The following is a 20,730-nucleotide window of genomic DNA, read 5'->3' as shown; positions in this document are numbered from 1 at the left end:
GCGCCCGTCGTGCGGCCGGGCACCGAGTCGGTGCCGGACGATCACTCTGGTCGGCCCATTGTGCCGGGTGGTCAGGTCGTGGGGCGGTAGTCGGACGGGTGCCAGTCGTTGCGTTGCGCCCACGTCCTCGGAACGGGGTCGACCCCGCCGGGGTTCCAGGGGTTGCACCGCCCGATCCGGCGCGCTGCGAGCCAGCTGCCCCGCAGGGGTCCGAACCGGGTGAGCGCGGTGACCGCATACTGCGAGCAGCTGGGGTAGAAGCGGCAGGTGGCGGGGCGCATCGGCGAGATGAGGCGCTGGTAGAGCCGGACGAGCAGCACGAGCGGCGCCGCGAGCACGCGGCCCACCCAGGAGCCCGGTGTCCCCGGCGCCGGCGTCACGGCCGCCGCCCCCGGCACACGGTGTCGAGCTGGCGCTCCACCGCTCCGTCGAGCTGCGCCCAGCCGGCATCGGCCGCTGCGGGGTTGGCGCGCACGACGAGGTCCAGGCCTGCCGGCAGCTGCGCGAGGCGCGCCGCCATGCTGGCCCGCAGCCGGCGCTTCGTCCGGTTGCGCACCACCGCGTTGCCGACGGCCTTGGACACAACAAAACCGACGCGCGGCGGAAGATCCGCACGCGCATCGGTCCGGTTGGCATGCACGACGATGAGTCGCCCGCCTGCTCTGCTGGCGCCGGGCCCGCGCACCACCGAGGTGAAGTCAGCCCGCTCACGCAGGCGATGACGTGCCGGTAGCACGCCGGGCCTCCCGGCGACTCAGGCCGAGAGCTCGGCGCGGCCCTTGCGACGACGGCCGGCGAGGATGGCGCGGCCGGCGCGGGTGCGCATGCGCAGGCGGAAGCCGTGCGTCTTGGCGCGGCGACGGTTGTTCGGCTGGAAGGTGCGCTTGCTCACGAGGTTCTCCGTAGGTTGCGGGGGCCCGTCCGGGGACGGTCCGGTCCCCGGCTTGACTGGTCTGGCTGGGTGTGACCCGATGGGCGGTGTCGACGCGACCGCAATCGGCAAGCCCGTGGAGCTCCGAGGCCCGGCGTGCCGGTCTCGGGGCCATGGGCATGCGAAAGAGGTCGCAGACACGCTCGGTCAACGATACGGGAGCGCCGGAACGAGGGTCAAACCGGGGGGCGCGCGGCAGGCGCGAGGAGCAAAACATCTGATCCTCGGACGTCTGCGGGCGAATGCAAGCCGACACGCCGCGCCGCCGAGATTTGCCCCGGTCCTCGGATTGTCACTGCCCCGCGAAGACCTGTACGTTTTCACCTTCGACGACCCTCACCACCCCCATGCACAGGCTGTGGACAAACGTGTGGACAACAGGGCATCGTTCACCAGGACAAGCGGACGCACCCGTCGTCCGACCCGGCCCAGGCACCGGCTCCGCCCACGGAACCCGCCCCCCGCGCCGGTCACGCAGCAGGCGTAATGAACTCAGGGGCAGGTGGAAGTAGACGTGGTCGAGACCGGCGTGGACTACGCGCAGATCTGGCAGCAGACCCTCGGCACGCTCGACGCCGTCGGTCTGTCGAACCAGGAGCGCGCCTTCGTCCGTCTCTGCCGCCTCATCGGCGTGCTCGACCAGACGGCGCTCGTGCGCGCTCCCAACACCTTCACCAAGGACTTCCTCGAGACCCGGGTGCGCGAGCAGATCCACACCGCGCTCGCCGAGCAGCTCGGCCACCCCGTCCAGCTGGCCGTGTCGGTCGACGAGAGCCTCGAGACCGACCTCGGCATGATCCACGACGAGCCGACCGGTCATGCCGCCGTGCACGACGGGTCCCGTGACGGCGCGCGCGACGGCTCGCGGGACACCGGCCGCGACTTCAGCCGCACCGGCTCGGGCAGCGGCTCGGGCGGCTCCTCGCTCCGTGACCCGCTGCGCGACCTCGCCGAGAGCGCGCCCGCCCTCAACGGCGCCGACCTCGACGAACCGCGCCAGACGGCATACCCGGGCGGGCAGACGCGCATGGAGCTCGGGCCCGACCCGCTGAGCGGCGGCGAGAGCGGGCCGCTGCGCCTGCAGCAGCGGCCCGAGCCGACGTCGCCCGGCGACACGCGCCTCAACCCGAAGTACACCTTCGACACCTTCGTCATCGGCGCGAGCAACCGCTTCGCGCACGCCGCGGCGGTCGCGGTCGCGGAGGCGCCGGCCAAGGCGTACAACCCGCTCTTCGTCTACGGCGAGTCGGGGCTGGGCAAGACGCACCTGCTCCACGCGATCGGCCACTACGCGCGCACCATGTTCCCCAACGTGCGGGTGCGCTACGTGAACTCCGAGGAGTTCACCAACGACTTCATCAACAGCATCCGCGACGACAAGGCGAGCGCGTTCCAGAGCCGCTACCGCAGCGTCGACGTGCTGCTCATCGACGACATCCAGTTCCTCCAGGGCAAGCTGCAGACGCAGGAGGAGTTCTTCCACACCTTCAACACGCTGCACAACGCGAACAAGCAGATCGTCATCACGAGCGACCTGCCGCCGCGTGAGCTCTCGGGCTTCGAGGACCGGATGCGCACCCGCTTCGAGTCGGGCCTGCTCACCGACGTCCAGCCGCCCGACCTCGAGACCCGCATCGCGATCCTGCGCAAGAAGGCCATCCAGGACCGGATGACCGTGCCGGACCCGGTGCTCGAGTACATCGCGACGAACTTCAGCACGAACATCCGCGAGCTCGAGGGCGCGCTCATCCGCGTCACGGCCTTCAGCAACCTCAACCGCCAGGCCGTCGACCTGCCGCTCGCCGAGATCGTGCTCAAGGACGTGCTGCCCAACGAGACGCCCAACCAGGTGACGGCCGCGACGATCATGGCCGTGACCGCCGCGTACTACGCGGTGACGCTCGAGGACCTCTGCGGCTCGAGCCGCTCGCGCCAGCTCGTGACGGCCCGCCAGATCGCGATGTACCTCTGCCGTGAGATGACCGACCTGTCGTTGCCGAAGATCGGCCAGCACTTCGGCGGCCGCGACCACACCACCGTCATGCACGCCGACCGCAAGATCCGCGAGCTGATGGGCGAGCGCCGCGCCATCTACAACCAGGTCACCGAGCTGACCAACCGGATCCGCCAGCAGTCCCACTGAGGTTCCCTCACCCGGGCCCGGCCCGATGGCGTATGCCGTCGGCAGCGGCCCGCGTCACGCCGCGGCGTCCGCGCCGGTGCCCGTCGTGGACGTCGTCGCCTTGGCGGGCCTCCGGGCCCGGCGGGCGGCGATGGTGGTCGACAACGCCTCGTCCCACGGGGTCGCGGCGAGCCCGAAGGTGCGCTGCGTCAGCTCCGAGTCGAGCACGAACGGTCGCTCGAACTGGTGCCGGGTCTCGCGGACCTCGTGCATGAAGGGGACGACGAGCCCCGCCGCGGTGCCGAGCGCTCGGGGCAGCACGCGGACCCGGCGGCTGCGCACGCCGGCGAGCCGCGCCACGTCGGCGGCAGCCTGCTCGAGGGTGCGCGCCGGGGCCGTGGGCACGTGCCAGGCGCGACCCCAGCCGTCGTCGCCGCTCGCGACCCGGGCGGCGAGCGCGCCCACGTCGGGGACGTAGGTCCACGAGTGCGGGGCGTCGGGTCGGCCCACCGGCACGAAGGGCGTGCGGCCGCCGAGCACCGCGTCGACGACGACGTCGTTCAGGTAGCTCGTGCGCGGGGTCGTGCCGGGCCCGAAGTAGTCGCTCGAGCGCAGCTCGGTGACGCGCAGGCGGCCGGCCTCGTGGCGGGCGAGGGCCTCGTGCCACATGTCGGCGCGGAGGGCACCCTTGTGGCCGGCGGGCCGCAGCGGGTCGTCCTCGTGCATCGGGCCGCTGACCTCGCCGTAGCCGTAGAGGTTGCCGATGATGACGAGCCCGGCGCCCGTGGCCTCGGCGGCGGCGAGCGTCGCGGCCGCGACCGGCGGCCAGTCGGTGTCCCACGTCGTGTAGCTGGGCGGGTTGACGGCGTTGACGATGCTGGCGGCGCCGCGGGCCCGGACCGTGACGGCTGCGGCGTCGCCCGCGTCGAGGGCCACGACCTCGACGCGGCTCGCGCCGTCCGGGTGGCTCCGGAGCCAGGGCTGCTCGGTGACCCGCCCGGAGCGTGAGGCGAGGGTGACGGTGTGGCCGAGCGCGACGAGGGCGGCGGTCGTGCTGCGACCGACGCCGCCGGCGCCGAGGACGAGGTGGTGCGACATGGTGACTCCTGGGTTCGACGGGTGTTGGGCGGGTGTTGGGCGGGTGTTGGGCGGGACGCCACTTCGTGAGCAGTGCTCACACTTCAAGGATGGGACGCGGAGGGAAGAAAAGCAAGAGCGGTGCTCACATTTTTTCTCCGCGTGTGGCAGGCTCGGGCCATGGAGACCTCCCCACCCCTGGGCAAGCGCGCCCGCAACCGGCTCGCCGTCGAGGCCGACATCCTCCGAGTGGCCCGGGAGCACCTCGCGACCGACGGTGCGGCGGCGCTCAGCCTGCGCGCGGTCGCCCGCGACCTCGGCATGGTGTCGTCAGGGGTCTACCGCTACGTCGAGAGCCGCGACGAGCTGCTGACGCGGCTCATCGTCGACTCCTACCGCTCCCTCACCGCAGCCGTCCGGCTCGCCCACGACGCCGTGCCGGCCGACGACCTCACCGGGCGGTGGGACGCGATCGGCCGGTCCTTGCGCGGGTGGGCGCTCGAGCACCCGCACGACTTCGCGCTGCTCTACGGCTCGCCCGTGCCCGACTACGAGGCACCGGCCGAACGCACCCAGGAGCCGGGCACGGCCGTGCTCGCCCTCCTCGTCCGCCTGCTCCACGACACGCACGCCGCCTCCCGCCTCGCCCGGCCGGATGCCGTCGGCATCGACCCCCGCGCGGCGGACGCCGGGCTCGGAGCGCTGCTCGCGGACGAGATGTTCGCCGGCCTCGCCCTCGACGCGTCGACCCTGGCGCAGGGAGTGGCGGCCTGGACGCTGCTGCTCGGCGCCGTCACGAGCGAGGTCTTCGACCAGCTCGGGCCGCTGCCCGACGGCGAGGCCCTCTTCGAGTGCCTGTTGTCGGCATCGCGCCACCTCGTCATCGCCCCGGACTGAGACCCGTGGGGCAGGACCGGCGGCCGTGCCGGCGAACTCCATCCTCACCGGTCCACGCCGAGAGGCTTCGGTCGTCCACACCCGTCCACAGGTCTGTCCACAACTGTGTGCACAACGTCGGCTCGAAGGGCGGGGCAGGCCACCCGACGGTTCGACGACGTTGTCCACCGGCTGTGGACAACTCTGTGGATGTGGCGATGACGACGGTCCACAGCTGGATCCACTGCAAGCGCCCCAAAACGGGCACCGGCCGCCGTGTTCTCCACACCGGTCTGTGGACAACTGTGGACATCGCCCGGAAAGCTGCGGACAACCGGGCGCCGGCCTGTGAGGACGATGTGCACGACGGAATCGCGTCCACAGGCAGCCGTCACGGGCGGCGTCGGTCCCCCACACCCCGTGCACACCGCCGCGACGGCGCTGACCTGCGCGGACGCCGGTTGTCCACAGCATCCACACCACCTATGACTATGACGAGATCCCTCTTACCTGGATGAAGCCCCGACAACGAGGCTCGAGCGGACGCCCCGGACGAGGCGCCCCACAGGACCCGGAAGGGCCCCTCGGGGAGGGCCCCGGAAGCACCCGGAGGAACGACGGGGAGGGCGTGTGGTGCGCAGCACCGGCAGGCACTAGTGTCTGAGCCCCAATGTCCTTCCCCGTCGAAGTGAGTGCACCGTGAAGTTTCGGGTTGAGCGAGACGTCCTGGCCGAGGCCGTGACCTGGGTGGCGCGCGGCCTCCCGGCCCGCCCGCCGGTCCCCGTGCTCGCCGGCGTGCTCGTCGACGCGAACGAGGACGGCACGCTGACCCTCTCCGCCTTCGACTACGAGGTGTCGGCGCGGATCACCGTGCCGGCCGACGTCGCCGAGGCCGGGCAGGTGCTCGTGCTCGGACGGCTGCTCGCGGACATCTCGCGCAACCTGCCGAACAAGCCCATCGACGTCAGCACCGACGGCACGAAGGTCAACGTCGCGTGCGGGTCCTCGCGCTTCGCACTCCGCGAGATGCCGGTCTCCGACTACCCGACGCTGCCCGCGGCGCCCGAGACGAGCGGCACCATCGCCGGTGACGTCTTCACCCAGGCGGTGGCGCAGGTCTCGGTGGCAGCCGACAAGGGCGACACCCTGCCGATCCTCACCGGCGTGCGGATGGAGATCGACGGCGACAAGGTGACGCTCCTCGCGACCGACCGCTACCGGCTCGCCATGCGCGAGCTGACGTGGAGCCCCTCGGCCACCGATGCCAGCCACGTCGCGCTCATCCCGGCCCGCCAGCTCTCCGACACGGCCCGTGCCCTCGGGGCCTCCGGCTCGGTCGAGCTCGCCCTCGGCCAGGGCGGCGACGGCCTCATCGGCTTCGAGGCCGGCCAGCGCCGCGCCACGACCCGTCTGCTCGACGGTGAGTACCCCAAGGTCACCTCCATCTTCCCGACCTCGGTCGACACCGAGGCCGTCATCGAGACCGCCGCGCTCGAGGAGGCCGTCAAGCGTGTCGCGCTCGTGGCCGAGCGCAACACCCCGGTGCTACTGAAGTTCAGCGACGGCCAGGTCGCCATCGAGGCCGGCACGGGCGACGACGCCCAGGCCTCCGAGGCGGTCGAGGCGACCCTCGACGGTCCCGAGATCCAGATCGCCTTCAACCCGCAGTTCCTGCTCGACGGCCTGCACGCGGTCGGCACCGCCTACAGCCGCCTGTCGTTCACGCAGCCGAGCCGCCCCGCCGTGCTCACCGGTCAGCCGGAGGCCGACGGCGACGCCGACAGCAGCTACCGCTACGTGCTCATGCCGGTGCGCTTCGCCAACTGAGCCCCGGTCCGCCCGACCACCGACGCACGCGCGTCGCGGTCAGGCGTAGCCTCGAACCGCCCGCTCCCCCCGCAGAAAGGCTCGCGTCATGCAGCTCGGTCTCATCGGTCTCGGCAAGATGGGCGGCAACATGCGCGAGCGGTTGCGCCGCGCAGGGCACGAGGTGGTCGGCTACGACCGCAACCCCGACGTCGCCGACGTCCGCACGCTGCCGGCCCTCGTCAAGGCGCTCGACGCCCCGCGCGTCGTCTGGGTCATGGTCCCCGCCGGCGACCCGACCCGCGAGACCGTGGCCAAGCTGGCCGACCTGCTCGAGCCGGGCGACCTCGTCATCGACGGCGGCAACTCGCGCTTCACCGACGACTTCGAGAACGCCAAGCTGCTCGGCGAGAAGAAGATCGGCTACGTCGACTGCGGCGTGAGCGGCGGCATCTGGGGCCTCGAGAACGGCTACGGCCTGATGTGCGGCGGCGACAAGAAGTGGGTCAAGGCGGCCATGCCGATCTTCGACGCGCTCCGCCCCGAGGGCCCCCGCGAGGAGGGCTTCGTCCACGCCGGCAAGGTCGGTGCCGGGCACTACACGAAGATGGTGCACAACGGCATCGAGTACGGCCTGATGGCTGCCTACGCCGAGGGCTACGAGCTGCTCGAGAAGAAGGACATCGTCACCGACGTGCCGGGCGCCTTCAAGGCGTGGAGCCGCGGCACCGTCGTGCGCTCCTGGCTGCTCGACCTCATGGTCGACGCGCTCGAGGAGAACCCGCACCTCGACGACGTGTCGGACTACACGAACGACTCCGGCGAGGGCCGCTGGACCGTCGAGGAGGCCATCGCGCTCTCGGTGCCGATGCCGGTCATCTCGGCGTCCCTCTTCGCCCGCTTCGCCTCGCGCCAGTCGAGCTCGCCGACGATGCAGGCCGTCGCGGCGCTGCGCGGCCAGTTCGGCGGGCACCAGGTCATGACGATCGCCGAGGGCGAGAAGCTGCGCCAGGGCGACGTGCCGGCGACCGCCAAGCGGTCGGCCAAGAAGGAGTCCCCCACCAAGCAGGCGGCCAAGCGGGCTTCGGCGAAGAAGGCGAGCAGCAAGGCCGCGGCCTCCGCCTCCAAGGCCAACGTCGGTGCCGCGAAGGCGGCCGCTGCCTCCGGGCGCGCGTCCTCGACCCGTGCGACCGACAGCGCCGACACCGTGCGCGGCCAGAAGCGCGCGGCGAAGAAGACCGCCAAGAAGGCCTGAGCGGAGCCTCGCGCCCTCCGTGCACGTTCGTCACCTGACCCTCAAGGACTTCCGGAGCTACCCGAGCGCCGAGCTCGCGCTGTCGCCGGGTGTCACGACGCTCGTCGGCCTCAACGGCCAGGGCAAGACGAACCTCGTCGAGGCGGTCGGCTACCTCGCGACGCTCGGGTCGCACCGCGTGGCGACGGACCAGCCGCTCGTACGGTTCGGCGCCGCGCAGGCGGTCGTGCGGGGGGCGGTCGTGCGTGACGAGCGCGAGACGATGGTCGAGCTCGAGATCACGCCGGGCCGCGCCAACCGGGCGCGGCTCGGGCGCTCGCCCGTGTCGCGGCCGCGTGACGTGCTCGGCACGGTGCGCACCGTGCTCTTCGCCCCCGAGGACCTCGCCCTCGTCAAGGGCGACCCGTCGGAGCGCCGCCGCTTCCTCGACGACCTGCTCGTGCAGCGCCAGCCGCGCTGGTCCGGGGTGCGCTCGGACTACGACAAGATCCTCAAGCAGCGCAACGCCCTGCTGAAGTCGGCGGCGCCGGTGCTGCGCAGGGGTGCGCGCCGCCCACCGCGCCCGCGTGACGGGGAGCCCCCGCTCGACGAGGCGCGCGAGGCGGCGCTGCACACGCTCGACGTGTGGAACGACCACCTGGCGGGCGTCGGGTCGCAGCTGCTCTACGCGCGGCTGCGGTTGCTGCGCGACCTGACCCCGCACCTCTCCGACTGCTACGACGCCGTGAGCAACGCGTCCTCCCAGGCGCGCGCCACGTACAAGAGCTCGCTGCACGAGGAGCTCGCCGCCCGCCTGGCCGCGGGTGACGTCCCCGAGATCGACGAGCTGCGCACCGGGCTGCTCGACACGATGGCGCAGGTGCGCCAGAACGAGATCGAGCGCGGCATCTCCCTCGTCGGACCCCACCGCGACGATCTCGTGCTCTCGCTCGGTGAGCTGCCGGCCAAGGGCTACGCCAGCCACGGCGAGTCGTGGAGCTTTGCGCTGGGGCTCAAGCTGGCGGCATACCGGCTGCTGCGACGCGACCTCGGCGACGACCCCGTGCTCGTGCTCGACGACGTCTTCGCGGAGCTCGACTCTGGTCGCCGGGAGCGGCTCGCCGGGCTCGTCGCCGACTGCGAGCAGGTGCTCATCACGGCCGCCGTCGGCGCCGACGTGCCCGACGTGCTCCGGGAGCAGGGGCGCACGTATGCCGTCGAGCTCGGCCAGGTGCAGGCCGTGGACGTCGCGGTCGCCGAGGAGACCGCCGAGGAGGACGCTCTCGATGAGTGACGGGCCCGAGGGGGACACCCCGGTCGAGAGTGCCGTCGACGGCTCGGCGGGCGTCGGCGCGGACGGCGCGGAGGGCGCCGCCGCAGGCCCGAGCGACGAGGACACCCGCATCGCCGACGCGGCGGCCTCGGCCCTGGCCCGGGCCCGCGCCGGCGCCGCCGAGAAGGGCCTGCGCCCGGGGATGCGGCCAAAGAAGCGGCGTCGCCCGATCGGTGAGGCGGCCGTGCTGTCGGGCTCGGCCCGCGACGGCCGGGACCCGTCGCTGCTCGGCGACCAGCTCGACCGGCTGCTGCTCGACCGGGGCTGGAAGGTCGACGTGGCCGTCGGCTCCGTCATGGGCCGCTGGCCGCAGATCGTCGGCCCCGACATCGCGGGTCACGTCGTGCCGGTGAGCTTCGTCGACGGCGTGCTGACGGTGCGGGCCGACTCGACGGCGTGGGCCACGCAGATGCGGCTGCTCGCCTCGTCGATGCTCGCCCGCATCGACGAGGAGATCGGGGCCGGGGCGGTGACCGAGCTCAAGGTCCTCGGGCCGAGCGCGCCGTCGTGGAACCGCGGCTCCCGCCGCTCCCCCGACTCGCGCGGCCCGCGCGACACGTACGGCTGACCGGCTGACCGGTTGAGCCGCTCCGCGACGCCGCTACGGGGCGGCGAGCGAGCGCCAGGCCAGCGCGGCCGCCGACGTCGTCGACGCGGTGCCGATCGGGGTCGACCACCGCAGGCGCCAGTCGGCCCGGGGTCCGGTCGCGTCGAAGTAGAGGATGTGGTCCGCGCCGTTGGTGCGGGCGTAGGCCACGGCGTCGCGCAGCGCCTGCGCCTTGTGGGTCGGGTCGGTGACGTCCTCGAGGTAGCCGAGCTCGGTGACCGCCCAGGGGGTGGCGTGGGCGACGGCGAAGTTGCGCAGGAAGCTGATCATGTAGGCCGGCTTCTGCCACTTGAGGCCCGTCGTGTAGCCGCGCGGGCAGCACGCCGTGTTGGTGCCGTTCGGCAGGGCGTAGATGTCGCCGGCGACGAGGTCGACGTGCCCGCCGTCGCGCGCGTCGGTCGGCCACCACTCGCTCGCGGGCCAGGTCCAGTAGCCGTTGAAGGTGACGTCCATGAGCACGACGGAGACCCGCCGGGTGCCGCCGTCGGCGAGGTTCTGCGCGCGCACGGCGTCGGCGAAGCGCAGGATGCCGGTGCGGAACTGGGCCGGCGTGAACCGACCGTTGTTGTAGTAGTCGGGCTCGTGGAAGTTGGTCAGCACGATGTTCTTCGGCGTCGTGGCGAGGAAGGTCGCGAGCCGGGCGTTGACGGGGTCGGTCGGGTCGCTGAGGCGCTGCGGCAGGATCTTCACCGAGTAGTGGAAGGCGGGTGCGCCGGGATGCGCCTTGTAGGCGGCCGTGTCCTGCCACGTCGCGTAGCTGAACCCCGTGTCGAAGTCGCGGTACATCTGCATCGGGCCCACGGCGGAGTCGAACCACGCGTAGTCGGTGGAGTGCGCGCCGACCCGCATCGGTGTCGCCCCGATCGCGGGGCCCACCCTGAGCGGGGCCAGCAGCACGGCAAGGGCCACGGCGGTCGCCGCGAGGACGGCTCGGAGCCGTCGGGAACGCAGTTGTCGGGAACGCAGTTGTCGGGAACGCCTCATCGGTCCACCTGCTCACCTGAGCTGCCGGGCACCCACCTGCGCCGGCGGTGATCACAGGGTAGGACGCGGCGCCGACGGTCGTTCGGGGGTTGCCGAAACCCGCAGCCCTCCGGGCCCCCGGTTGTCGGTGCGCCGTCGCAGACTGGGGCCATGAGCCCAGCGCAGTGGTGCACGATCGTCCCGCCCTACATCCTCCAGGCGCTCGCCGCGAGCGACGAACCGGCCGTGGCGGCGCATGCGCGAGCCGTGCTCGACCACGACGAGCACGTCCGCCTCGCGCGCCGCAGCCCGACCGCGCGGCCGACCGGCCGGCGCGCGCCGAGAGCGGCCGACCTCGGTGGGGCTGCCGCGGGGGCCGGGCCGCACCGCACCATCGCCGACGCGGCCGGCAGCCAGACGACGCCCGGCACCACGGTGCGCACCGAGGGCCAGCCGCCGACGTCCGACGACGCGGTCAACGAGGCCTACGACGGGCTCGGGGCGACGTGGCGGCTGTGGTCCGAGGCCTACGCCCGCGACTCCCTCGACGGCAAGGGGATGCCGCTGCTCGCGACGGTGCACTACGGCGAGAACTACGACAACGCCTTCTGGGACGGCGCGCAGATGGTGTTCGGTGACGGTGACGGCGTCGTCTTCGGGCGGTTCACGGCGAGCCTCGACGTCATCGGGCACGAGCTCGCGCACGGGGTCACCGAGCACACGGCCGGCCTGCTCTACCAGGGGCAGTCGGGCGCGCTCAACGAGTCGATCTCGGACGTCTTCGGCGTGCTCGTCAAGCAGAAGTCCCTCGGGCAGAGCGCGGCCGAGGCCGACTGGCTCGTCGGCGCCGACCTGCTCCTGCCCTCGGTGCAGGGCCGCGCCCTGCGCGACATGCGCAACCCCGGCACCGCCTACGACGACCCGCGGCTCGGCACCGACCCGCAGCCGGCCGACATGGCCCACTACGTCGACACGCAGGACGACAACGGCGGCGTCCACATCAACTCCGGCATCCCCAACCGCGCGTTCGTGCTGGCCGCCGACGCCATCGGCGGCAACGCGTGGGAGGGCGCCGGCGCGATCTGGTACGCCGTCGTGTCGGGCGACGGGATCAAGGCCGACTGCGACTTCGCGACGTTCGCCGAGCTCACCGTCGCGGCCGCCGGGACGGCGCACGGCGACGGGTCGCCCGAGCAGCAGGCGGTGCGTGCCGGCTGGGAGCAGGTCGGGGTGCTCACCCCCGCGGGGAGCGACGGTTCTCCCGGTGGTTCGGCCGGTGGCTCGACGGGTGGCTCGACGGGTGGCTCGACGGGTGGCTCGACGGGTGGCTCGACGGGTGGCTCCGGCTCGGATGAGGCGCCGGCCGACGGCGGGGCGCCGGGCGCCGACGCCCAGGTCGTGCTGCGGCGCACGGGCGGCTTCGCCGGCCAGGTGCGCGAGCGTCGCGTCGCGCTCGGCGAGCTGCCGGAGCGGGACGCTCGCGACTGGTCGCACCTGCTGGCGGCACCGACGCTCCAGCGCATCGCGGCGACCACCGAGCGCAGCCACCCCGACGCGTTCGTCTACTCCGTCGTCTGTGACGAGGCCGGCTGCGACGTCACCCTCCAGGAGCCACACCTGCCCGAGGCGATCCACTCGCTCTTCGAGCGCACCCTCGCCGACGGACAGGGTGTCGAGGGCAGGGCGCAGGGCGCAGACACCGACGCGCACGGAGGGTGACCCGGCGGCCTGTGGACGAGACCTGTGGACGACACCCGCGGGCGAGCTCGGACCGCGAGAGAATGGGGTTCCCACCCATCGCGGTGACGGGCCCGGGCCCGCATCGAGTGAAGGCGCCTGAGGGGCGCTGAGGCCCCCCGGCGTGATCCTCCCCTCGGAACAGCGGGTTCTCGGCCCGGATAGTGGCCGTCCCGCGCGTCTGAGGGCACGCGGGACGGCGCTGGACCGTTAGACTGGACAGGTTGCGGCTCGACGTCCACGTCGAGCCGCCCGCATGAGTCTGACCACCGAGGAGAGACGTGTCCGACGCCGACGAGCCGACCACCACCAGCACGACCCCCAGCAGCACCCCGGGTTCCACCGGACCCGACCCCGTGGCGGCTCCCGGCGTGGCGAGCGACGCGACCCCGATGGGTGAGGGCCCGTCCGTGGTCGAGACGGCCGACGCGCGGCCCAACGGCGTCGACTACGACGCGAGCCAGATCACCGTGCTCGAGGGCCTCGAGGCCGTGCGCAAGCGCCCCGGCATGTACATCGGCTCGACCGGCCCGCGCGGCCTGCACCACCTCGTCTACGAGATCGTCGACAACGCGGTGGACGAGGCGCTGGCCGGCTACGCCGACACGATCGACGTCACGCTGCTCGCCGACGGCGGGGTGCGGGTCAAGGACAACGGCCGCGGCATCCCCACCGACATCCACCCGGTCGAGAAGATCAGCGCCGTCGAGCTCGTGCTGACCCAGCTGCACGCCGGCGGCAAGTTCGGCGGTGGCGGCTACAAGGTCTCCGGCGGCCTGCACGGCGTCGGCAGCTCGGTCGTCAACGCCCTCTCGACGCGCCTCAAGGCGGCCGTGCGCCAGAAGGGCCACGTCTTCCGGATGAGCTTCACCGACGGTGTGCCGGACGGCCCCCTCGAGAAGCAGGAGGCCACCGACGAGACCGGCACGACGATCACCTTCTGGGCGAACGCCGAGATCTTCGAGACCGTCGACTACGATTTCGAGACGCTCCGCGCCCGCTTCCAGCAGATGGCCTTCCTCAACAAGGGCCTGACGATCAACCTCGTCGACGAGCGGGTCAGCACGCCCGCCGGCGACGACGCCGACCTGGACGACCTCGACGCCGACCTCACCGAGGTCGAGCAGGACGACGAGCAGGACGACGCGGTCGAGGGCGAGGCCGGCGAGAAGAAGACCGTCACGGCCAAGAAGGTCAGCTACCGCTACGACAACGGCCTCATCGACTACGTCAACCACCTCAACGGCTCCAAGCGCAGCGAGCCGGTGCACCCCGAGGTCATCAGCATCGAGGTCGAGGACGAGGCGAAGTCGCTGAGCCTCGAGCTGGCCATGCAGTGGACGAGCGCGTACAGCGAGTCGGTGCACACCTACGCCAACGCGATCAACACCCACGAGGGGGGCACGCACGAGGAGGGCTTCCGTGCGGCGATGACCAAGCTCGTCAACGAGTTCGCGCGCAAGCAGAACCTGCTCAAGGAGAAGGACGAGAACCTCACCGGCGACGACATCCGCGAGGGCCTGACCGCCGTCATCTCCGTCAAGCTCGCCGAGCCGCAGTTCGAGGGCCAGACGAAGACGAAGCTCGGCAACAGCGAGGTCAAGGGCTTCGTCCAGCGCGCCATGACCGACGAGTTCGGGCACTGGCTCGAGGCGCACCCGAGCGAGGGCAAGGACATCGTGCGCAAGTCGGTGCAGGCTGCGGCCGCGCGCATGGCGGCCCGCAAGGCCCGCGAGGCGACCCGCCGCAAGGGCCTGCTCGAGTCCGGCGGCCTGCCCGGCAAGCTCAAGGACTGCCAGAGCAAGGACCCGAGCCTCTCCGAGGTGTTCATCGTCGAGGGCGACAGCGCCGGCGGCTCGGCCACCCAGGCGCGCAACCCGCACACCCAGGCGATCCTGCCCATCCGCGGCAAGATCCTCAACGTCGAGAAGGCCCGGATCGACAAGATCCTCGCCAACAACGAGGTGCAGGCGCTCATCTCCGCCTTCGGCACCGGCATCGGCGAGGACTTCGACATCGACAAGGCGCGCTACCACAAGATCGTGCTGATGGCCGATGCCGACGTCGACGGCATGCACATCCGCACCCTGCTGCTGACGCTGCTCTTCCGCTTCATGCGCCCGCTCATCGAGGCCGGCTACGTCTACCTCGCCCAGCCGCCGCTCTTCCGCCTGCGCTGGAGCAACGCCGACCACCAGTTCGCCTACAGCGACCGCGAGCGTGACGGCCTGCGCCAGCTCGGTGAGGGCAAGGGCTGGCGCCTGCCGAAGGACAACCCGATCCAGCGCTACAAGGGCCTCGGCGAGATGAACTACGAGGAGCTCGGCGAGACGACGATGGACCAGAACACCCGCACCCTGCTCCAGGTCACGCTCGACGACGCCGCCAAGGCCGACGAGGTGTTCGCCGTCCTCATGGGCGAGGACGTCGAGTCGCGGCGCAGCTTCATCCAGAAGAACGCGCGCGACGTGAAGTTCCTCGACATCTGACCCGCCGACGGATGCCGTCCGGCGCCGTTCCACGTGGAACACCCGCGTCGGCACCTGCCGCCCACTGCCGCAACTGCACTGAGAGACAAAGGGACCTGACGTGAGCGACGACCTGCCTCCCAACGACGGAGACGACGTCAACGAGACCCCGGGCCAGGGTGGCGACACCCCGGACCAGAGCATTGAGGACATCCTCGGCCCCGACCCTGACGACGTCGGGACGAGCGACGACGGCGCCGCGACCGACGAGTCGGCGGCGGACGCCGTCACGGGCACCGTCGTGGACGTGCCGGCCGACATCGGCCACCACGACCGCGTGGAGCCGATCGACCTCAACACCGAGATGCAGCGCAGCTACATCGAGTACGCGATGTCGGTCATCGTCAGCCGCGCGCTGCCCGACGTGCGCGACGGCCTCAAGCCCGTGCACCGCCGCATCGTCTACGCGATGTACGACGGCGGCTACCGCCCCGACCGCGGCTACAACAAGTGTGCGCGCGTCGTCGGCGACGTCATGGGCCACTACCACCCGCACGGCGACTCGGCGATCTACGACGCCCTCGTGCGCCTCGTGCAGGACTGGTCGCTGCGCTACCCGCTCGTCGACGGCCAGGGCAACTTCGGTTCCCGCGGCAACGACGGCGCCGCCGCCCCGCGATACACCGAGTGCCGGATGGCCTCGATCGCGATGGAGATGGTGCGCGACATCGAGCAGGACACCGTCGACTTCGTGCCCAACTACGACGGCAAGACGATGCAGCCGGCCGTGCTGCCGAGCCGGTTCCCCAACCTGCTCGTCAACGGCTCCGCCGGCATCGCCGTCGGCATGGCCACGCAGATCCCCGCGCACAACCTGCGCGAGGTCGCCGCGGGCGCGCAGTACTACCTCGACCACCCGGACATCTCCCGCGAGGAGCTTCTCGAGGCCCTGCTCGGCATCATCAAGGGCCCGGACTTCCCGACCGGCGCGCTCATCATGGGCCACAAGGGGATCGAGGAGGCCTACCGCACGGGCCGCGGCTCGATCATCATGCGCGCGGTCGTCGAGGTCGAGGAGATCAACAACCGCCAGTGCCTCGTCGTGACGGAGCTGCCCTACCAGGTCAACCCCGACATGCTCGCGCTCAAGATCGCCGACCTCGTCAAGGACGCGAAGATCTCGGGCATCGCCGACATCCGCGACGAGACCTCGGGCCGCACGGGCCAGCGCCTCGTCATCGTGCTCAAGCGCGACGCGGTGGCCAAGGTCGTGCTCAACAACCTCTACAAGCACACGCAGCTGCAGACGACGTTCGGCGCGAACATGCTCGCGCTCGTCGACGACGTGCCCCGCACGCTGCCGCTCGACGGGTTCATCCGGCACTGGGTCGACCACCAGGTCGAGGTCATCGTGCGCCGCACGACCTTCCGCCTGCGCAAGGCCGAGGCCGACATCCACATCCTGCGCGGCCTGCTCAAGGCGCTCGACCGGCTCGACGAGGTCATCGCCCTGATCCGTGCCTCGCGCACGGTCGAGGTGGCCCGCGAGGGCCTCATCGAGCTGCTCGAGATCGACGAGATCCAGGCCAACGCGATCCTCAACATGCAGCTGCGCCGCCTCGCGGCCCTCGAGCGCGAGAAGCTCATCGAGGCCCACGACGAGCTGCAGGCCCTCATCGACGAGTACACCGCGATCCTCGCCTCGCCCCAGCGGCAGCGCGAGATCATCAGCGAGGAGCTCGCCGACATCGTCGAGCGCTACGGCGACGAGCGCCGCACGACGATCGTGCCCTTCGACGGCGACATGTCGATGGAGGACCTCATCCCCGAGGAGGACGTCGTCGTCACGATCACCCGTGGTGGCTACGCCAAGCGCACGCGCGTCGACCAGTACCGCTCGCAGAAGCGCGGCGGCAAGGGAGTGCGCGGGGCCTCGCTGCGCGGCGAGGACGTCGTCGAGCACTTCTTCACGACGACGACCCACCGCTGGCTGCTCTTCTTCACCAACCTCGGCCGCGTCTACCGCGCCAAGGCCTACGAGCTGCCGGAGGGCTCGCGCGACAGCAAGGGCCAGCACGTGGCCAACCTGCTCGCCTTCCAGCCCGGCGAGCAGATCGCCCAGGTGCTCGCGCTGCGCGACTACGCCTCGGGCGACTACCTCGTGCTCGCGACGAAGGCGGGGCTCGTCAAGAAGACCCGCCTCGCCGACTACGACTCGAACCGTTCGGGTGGGCTCATCGCGATCAACCTGCGCGACGGCGACGAGCTCGTCGGCGCCGGGCTCGCGAGCAACCGCGACGACCTGCTGCTCGTCTCGCGCAAGGGCCAGTCGGTGCGCTTCCACGCGACCGACGAGGCGCTGCGCCCGATGGGCCGCTCCACCTCGGGCGTCACCGGCATGAAGTTCCGCGCCGGCGACGACCTGCTCTCGATGTCGGTCGTCGAGGAGGGCGAGAGCCCCGACGTCTTCGTCGTCTTCGAGAACGGGCTGGCCAAGCGCACCCCGGTCTCCGACTACCGCGTGCAGGGTCGCGGCGGCTTCGGCATCCAGGTCGCCAAGCTCTCCGACAAGGGCGGCGACCTCGTCGGGGCCCTCACGGTGAGCGAGACCGACGAGGTCATGGTCGTCATGGAGAAGGGCAAGATCGTGCGCTCACGCGTCGACGAGGTGCGCCACACCGGCCGCTCGACGCAGGGCGTCAAGTTCGCGACGCCCGACAAGGGCGACTCGATCGTGGCCGTCGCGCGCAACGCCGAGTCCGACATCGTCGTCGACGAGGTCGTCGGCGAGGGCGACGCCGAGGGTGGCGACGCGGCGTCCACCCCGAGTGCACCGGCTACGGTTCCGGGCCCCGATGGCGTACCGTCGGACGAGACCTCGAACGACGAGGACGGCTCGCCGGAGGGCGACAACGGAGGTGACGAATGAGCGCGACCAGCTCTGAGGGGTCGCTCGGCGACCAGGGCACCGCGCTCTCCCGCGGTGCGGTGACGAGCCGCACGGCGCCGACGCAGCGCGTGAACGCCAGCTCCGGTGGCAGCGCCACCAAGACCGCCGCCCGCCCGGCCACGGCCGCCCGCAAGAGCAAGGGCCCGCGCCGGGTCCGCCTCGCGGTGGCCCGCGTCGACCCGTGGTCGGTCATGAAGATGAGCTTCCTGCTCTCGGTGGCGCTCGGCATCGCGGGCGTCATCCTCACGGCCGTGCTGTGGATGATCCTGTCGACGATGAACGTCTTCTCCGACATCGAGGGTGTGCTGCAGTCGCTGCAGACGACGACGTCCGACCCGTTCTCGATCAAGGACTACGTCGGCTTCGGCCGCGTCGTGTCGCTCTCGATCGTCATCGGGGTCATCGACGTCATCCTCATGACGGCCATCGCGACCGTCATGGCCTTCCTCTACAACATCTGCTCGGCCCTCGTCGGCGGCGTGCAGCTGACGCTGACGGACGACTGATCCGGCGCCGCGGAACCGCGGCACCCGGCATACGAAAACGGCCTCCACCGCCTCGGTGGGGGCCGTTTTGTGTGAGGGACGGGGCATCGGGTAACGTGTGCCCTCGCGTCCGGTTCTCGTCCACGACGAGGCTGACCGAACGCGTGAAGGTGACGATGGGCCTATAGCTCAGACGGTTAGAGCGCTTCCCTGATAAGGAAGAGGTCGGAGGTTCAAGTCCTCCTAGGCCCACCATCACCGCCACCACGGAGAGGATCCACGAATGCTCAAGCGTCTCGCCCTCGTCGGTGGAGCCGTCGCAGGTCTCGTCCTCCTCCGCAAGAAGGCGAAGCAGCAGCAGGCCGAGCAGGACCTCTGGTCCCAGGCCACCGACGACGTGCACGCACCGGTCACCCCGGCCGCGAGCGCTCCGGCGGCCGACGAGGCCTCCACCTCGTCCTGAGGCCGCACCCCAGCCGGGGGCCATGGCGCAATTGGTAGCGCACCTGCTTTGCAAGCAGGGGGTTAGGGGTTCGAGTCCCCTTGGCTCCACCACCTCGTCCCGCAACACACCGAGCAGGTCACAACCCACCGCGATCCGATCCCGGTGGGTTGCGTCTTTCTCGGTGTGTTGCGCGTGGGGCGGTTTGCGGTGAATGGTCCGTGATCCAGACCACGGTGTGGTGCAAACTTCATCGAACCCCTCGCGCTCCCGGTGTTTCTCCGTCTAGACTGTGATCCAGCGAAGGGTTGGGCCCGCACGAACCGCGCCCAGCCCTTCTGCTTGTGCTGGCTCGCGCTGTCCCCCTGTCGGTGCGAGCCAGCTCAAGCAGAGAAGGACCCGGATGCCTCTGGCACCCGGGTCCTTCTCTTCGTGCTGTTCGTTCACGCCCGAGGGCGGTGCCTCAGCTGCCGGCGTCGTCGCCGCGCTCGGCGCGGGTCTTCGCCGAGCCGCGCGACGAGTCGGTCGTCGAGGCGCCGTTGATGGTGCCCCCCTCGACGGCGTCGGAGGTGATGGCGTCGGAGTCGGGGCTCGGGTCGACCGCGGTGACCTGGCCCTCCGCCTCGGCAGCGAGCTCGTCGGCCTTGTCGCCGGCCTTGTCGGCGGCGTCCTCGAGCGCGTCGGAGGCCTCGTCGATCGCCTCGCCCGAGCGGTCCTTGGCGTCGGCCAGGGCCGACTGGCCCTTGGCGGCCAGGTCGCCGGCCTTGTCCTTGGCGGCGTCGGCGAGCTCGGCGCCCTTCTCCTTGGCCTTGCTCGCGGCGTCGCTGACGACGTCCTTGGCGTGGCCGACCTGCTCGGCCGCCTTGTCCTTGAGGCCACCGTCGGTGCCGGCCGCGCGCGAGTCGAGCGGCGTGGCCCACGGGTCGTCGGCCTGCTGCTGCTTGCGGAACGCGGCGACGGCGGCCACCGCGGCGGCGGTGAGGCCGATCGCGACGAGCCAGCGGCCACGGGTGCGCCGGCGCTTGGCCACGGCGTCGCCCTTGAGCACGGCGTAGGCGTCCTGCGCGCGGTGCCCGCCGACGGCGGCCGTCTCCTTGGCCTGCGCGGCGGCCTGCTCGAGGTGCGGCGTCGCCGCGTCCCGGGCCTGCTCGGCGCCCGCGGCGATGGCTGCGGCGGCCGAGGCGAGCGCGGCACCGACCTTGGGCAGCACGCTGTCGACGAGGGCCGACTGCGCGTGCTCGACCCGCGGCTTGGCGCGGTCGGCGGCCTCGTGCAGGGCGTCACCGGCGGCGCCCCTGGCCGAGGCTGCCACGTCGCTCAGCTTCTCGCGGGCGGTGTCGGCGGCGTCGTGCAGCACGGGCGAGGCCGCGGCACGGGCGGCGTGGAGCCGGTCGCGCGTCACGTCGGCCGCGTCGTGCAGCGCGCTGTCCGCCGCGTCGCGAGCGGCGTCGCGCGCCGCTGCGGCGCGGTCCTTCGCCGCCGCTGCGGCCGAGCCGGCCGTGTCGACGGCGCTGTCACGCAGCGACTCGAGATGGTCGCCCGCGGTGGCGCCGAGATCGGCCGCCGCGCCACGGGCCTGGTCCACGGCAGCCTCCGCGCGGGACTGCTTGGTTCCGAACATTCGTCCTCCTAGGTCCTGAAGTTCTTACCCATCCTGCCAAGTTCCGCGACGCGCGGCACCGGCTGCCACCGAGCACGT

The 20,730-nt window shown here is 71.7% G+C and carries 17 protein-coding genes and 2 tRNA genes; 13 read left to right on the top strand and 6 right to left on the bottom strand.

Annotated elements, in window-relative coordinates; genetic code table 11:
• Positions 1-71: 71 nt before the first annotated feature.
• The 3 genes from yidD to rpmH are packed head-to-tail and all read right to left on the bottom strand — an operon-like array spanning position 72 to position 892.
• Positions 72-380: a membrane protein insertion efficiency factor YidD gene (gene yidD, locus ABT295_RS15235; RefSeq protein ID WP_352395247.1), complete on the bottom strand. Its 309-nt coding sequence runs from the start codon at positions 378-380 to the stop codon at positions 72-74.
• Positions 377-736, bottom strand: coding sequence for a ribonuclease P protein component (gene rnpA / locus ABT295_RS15230; protein ID WP_502991168.1), 360 nt, complete (start codon positions 734-736; stop codon positions 377-379). The genes yidD and rnpA overlap by 4 nt, the downstream gene beginning before the upstream one ends.
• 18 nt (positions 737-754) lie before the next feature.
• Positions 755-892, bottom strand: coding sequence for a 50S ribosomal protein L34 (gene rpmH, locus ABT295_RS15225; RefSeq protein ID WP_028051105.1), 138 nt, complete (start codon positions 890-892; stop codon positions 755-757).
• Positions 893-1,445: 553 nt separating this feature from the next.
• On the opposite strand from rpmH, the gene dnaA reads away from it, so the two are divergent.
• On the top strand, positions 1,446-3,074 hold the full coding sequence (gene dnaA / locus ABT295_RS15220; RefSeq protein ID WP_352395246.1) for a chromosomal replication initiator protein DnaA: 1,629 nt from the start codon (positions 1,446-1,448) through the stop codon (positions 3,072-3,074).
• Positions 3,075-3,128: 54 nt separating this feature from the next.
• Here dnaA and ABT295_RS15215 read toward each other — a convergent pair whose 3' ends face one another.
• A complete protein-coding gene (locus ABT295_RS15215) occupies positions 3,129-4,151 on the bottom strand; it encodes an NAD-dependent epimerase/dehydratase family protein (protein WP_352395245.1) in 1,023 nt (340 codons plus the stop codon).
• 159 nt (positions 4,152-4,310) lie between these two features.
• Here ABT295_RS15215 and ABT295_RS15210 point away from each other — a divergent pair, with 159 nt between their 5' ends.
• The 5 genes from ABT295_RS15210 to ABT295_RS15190 all read left to right on the top strand — a co-directional run bounded on the left by ABT295_RS15210 (position 4,311) and on the right by ABT295_RS15190 (position 9,947).
• Complete coding sequence (locus tag ABT295_RS15210; protein ID WP_352395244.1) at positions 4,311-5,027, top strand: TetR/AcrR family transcriptional regulator; 717 nt, start codon at positions 4,311-4,313, stop codon at positions 5,025-5,027.
• Between the two features lie 678 nt (positions 5,028-5,705).
• Positions 5,706-6,833 (top strand): DNA polymerase III subunit beta, encoded by a 1,128-nt coding sequence (dnaN, locus tag ABT295_RS15205; RefSeq protein WP_352395243.1) that lies wholly within the window; start codon positions 5,706-5,708, stop codon positions 6,831-6,833.
• 88 nt (positions 6,834-6,921) lie between these two features.
• Positions 6,922-8,067, top strand: coding sequence for a phosphogluconate dehydrogenase (NAD(+)-dependent, decarboxylating) (gnd, locus tag ABT295_RS15200; protein ID WP_502991166.1), 1,146 nt, complete (start codon positions 6,922-6,924; stop codon positions 8,065-8,067).
• Positions 8,068-8,086: 19 nt separating this feature from the next.
• Entirely contained in the window at positions 8,087-9,340 is a 1,254-nt protein-coding gene (gene recF, locus ABT295_RS15195) for a DNA replication/repair protein RecF (RefSeq protein WP_352395242.1), read from the top strand.
• Positions 9,333-9,947 carry a DciA family protein gene (locus ABT295_RS15190; protein WP_352395241.1) on the top strand — a complete coding sequence of 205 codons (615 nt, stop codon included), beginning with the start codon at positions 9,333-9,335 and terminating at the stop codon, positions 9,945-9,947. Before recF ends, ABT295_RS15190 begins: the two co-directional genes overlap by 8 nt.
• 33 nt (positions 9,948-9,980) lie before the next feature.
• Here ABT295_RS15190 and ABT295_RS15185 read toward each other — a convergent pair whose 3' ends face one another.
• Positions 9,981-10,970, bottom strand: a complete 990-nt coding sequence (locus ABT295_RS15185) for a hypothetical protein (protein WP_352395240.1) — start codon at positions 10,968-10,970, stop codon at positions 9,981-9,983.
• Between the two features lie 150 nt (positions 10,971-11,120).
• Between ABT295_RS15185 and ABT295_RS15180 the strand changes: the two genes are divergently transcribed.
• The 7 genes from ABT295_RS15180 (at position 11,121) to ABT295_RS15150 (ending at position 19,144) form a co-directional block, all read left to right on the top strand.
• Positions 11,121-12,668: a protealysin inhibitor emfourin gene (locus ABT295_RS15180; protein WP_352395239.1), complete on the top strand. Its 1,548-nt coding sequence runs from the start codon at positions 11,121-11,123 to the stop codon at positions 12,666-12,668.
• Positions 12,669-13,078: 410 nt separating this feature from the next.
• Entirely contained in the window at positions 13,079-15,175 is a 2,097-nt protein-coding gene (gyrB, locus tag ABT295_RS15175; RefSeq protein ID WP_352395404.1) for a DNA topoisomerase (ATP-hydrolyzing) subunit B, read from the top strand.
• 100 nt (positions 15,176-15,275) lie between these two features.
• Complete coding sequence (gene gyrA / locus ABT295_RS15170; protein WP_502991165.1) at positions 15,276-18,083, top strand: DNA gyrase subunit A; 2,808 nt, start codon at positions 15,276-15,278, stop codon at positions 18,081-18,083.
• Positions 18,080-18,610: a DUF3566 domain-containing protein gene (locus tag ABT295_RS15165; RefSeq protein WP_352395238.1), complete on the top strand. Its 531-nt coding sequence runs from the start codon at positions 18,080-18,082 to the stop codon at positions 18,608-18,610. The genes gyrA and ABT295_RS15165 overlap by 4 nt, the downstream gene beginning before the upstream one ends.
• Before the next feature lie 157 nt (positions 18,611-18,767).
• Positions 18,768-18,844, top strand: a tRNA-Ile gene (locus ABT295_RS15160).
• Positions 18,845-18,872: 28 nt separating this feature from the next.
• The gene (locus ABT295_RS15155) at positions 18,873-19,052 is read left to right on the top strand and encodes a DLW-39 family protein (protein ID WP_352395237.1); all 180 of its coding nucleotides are present in this window, start codon (positions 18,873-18,875) and stop codon (positions 19,050-19,052) included.
• 16 nt (positions 19,053-19,068) lie between these two features.
• A tRNA-Ala gene (locus ABT295_RS15150) sits at positions 19,069-19,144 on the top strand.
• 350 nt (positions 19,145-19,494) lie between these two features.
• Here the strand turns inward: ABT295_RS15150 and ABT295_RS15145 are convergent.
• Complete coding sequence (locus ABT295_RS15145; RefSeq protein ID WP_352395236.1) at positions 19,495-20,652, bottom strand: hypothetical protein; 1,158 nt, start codon at positions 20,650-20,652, stop codon at positions 19,495-19,497.
• Between the last annotated feature and the right edge of the window lie 78 nt (positions 20,653-20,730).

It is taken from the genome of Terrabacter sp. NPDC000476 (assembly GCF_040300125.1).
GTDB lineage: Bacteria > Actinomycetota > Actinomycetes > Actinomycetales > Dermatophilaceae > Terrabacter.
The sequence above is the reverse complement of the archived record's forward strand: the minus strand, read 5'-3'. Positions and strand labels throughout refer to the sequence as shown.